The sequence below is a fragment of the Novosphingobium sp. CF614 genome (genome assembly GCF_900113255.1).
Classification (GTDB): Bacteria; Pseudomonadota; Alphaproteobacteria; order Sphingomonadales; family Sphingomonadaceae; genus Novosphingobium.
Window position 1 is genome coordinate 1 of the sequence record NZ_FOOR01000064.1, and the last position, 1,095, is coordinate 1,095.

Below are 1,095 nucleotides of genomic sequence, written 5' to 3' on the forward strand. Positions count from 1 at the left end.
CGCTGACGCGGGAGATGGGCGGGTCTTGGCCGGAATGGCCTCCTGATGAGATGGTTTGGTTGCTGGACCAACCATCAACCAGGAGACCATCCCATGACTGACGCCACGGCAGCGGTAAGCCCGCTGCGTCGTCGTATGATCGACGACATGAGCCTGCGCAACCTGTCGCCTGCCACGCAGCGATCTTATGTTCACGCGGTTAAGAGGTTCAGCCGCTATTTCGGCCGCTCACCGGATCAGCTGGGGTTGGAGGATGTCCGCGCTTTCCAGGTCTATCTGGTGTCGCAGGGCATTTCGTGGGCTGCGCTCAACCAGACGGTTTGCGCCCTTCGCTTCTTCTACGGCGTGACACTGGACCGGGCAGAGATACCGGAGCGGATCGTCTATGCGCGCACGCCGCGCAAGCTGCCGGAGATTCTGAGTGCCGACGAGGTGGTGCGCTTCCTGGAGGCGGTGTCATCGCTGAAGGCGCGCGCCGCGCTGACCACGGCCTATGCCGCGGGACTGCGCGCCTCGGAGACGGTGAGCCTGAAGGTTGCGGATATCGACAGCGACCGGATGCTGATCCAGGTCCATCATGGCAAAGGCGCCAAGGACCGCGCGGTGATGCTGTCACCGCAACTGCTGGGCATTCTGCGGACCTACTGGCGGCTGGCCCGGCCTGAGGAGTGGCTGTTTCCCGGCCGGGGCGACAAACCGATCGACGTTCAGGTGCTCCACGCGGCCTGCCGGTCTGCGACCAAGGCGGCAGGTCTGGTCAAGCGGGTCAGCGTGCATACGCTGCGCCACAGCTTCGCGACCCATCTGCTCGAGAGCGGCACGGATATCCGGATCATCCAGGTCCTGCTGGGACACAACAACCTGTCGACGACCGCGCGCTATACGCATGTGGCCACGAGCACGATCGCCGGGACGCAAAGCCCGTTCGACCGTCTGACGCTGGAGGTGGTACCGCCGAACTAAGCGGTAGTGATGCGCTCGGGACTGGAGGTGGCGGATATTTTCCGCCGCCATGGTCATGCTTATCGCGCTGCCCATGACGGCCATCTTGGCCGCGTCGAACGCCGCGTAATGTCCGCGATCGAGCTTTGCCGA

At 64.0% G+C, this 1,095-nt stretch carries 1 protein-coding gene; it reads left to right on the forward strand.

The features are described 5' to 3' along the window. Positions 1-93: 93 nt before the first annotated feature. Positions 94-963, forward strand: a complete 870-nt coding sequence (locus BM052_RS19275) for a tyrosine-type recombinase/integrase (RefSeq protein ID WP_091149491.1) — start codon at positions 94-96, stop codon at positions 961-963. Positions 964-1,095: the final 132 nt, after the last annotated feature.

Excerpts from the sequence above, each read along its gene's own strand:
- BM052_RS19275 (WP_091149491.1), top strand. The coding sequence starts at position 94 with ATGACTGACGCCACGGCAGCGGTAAGCCCGCTGCGTCGTCGTATGATC.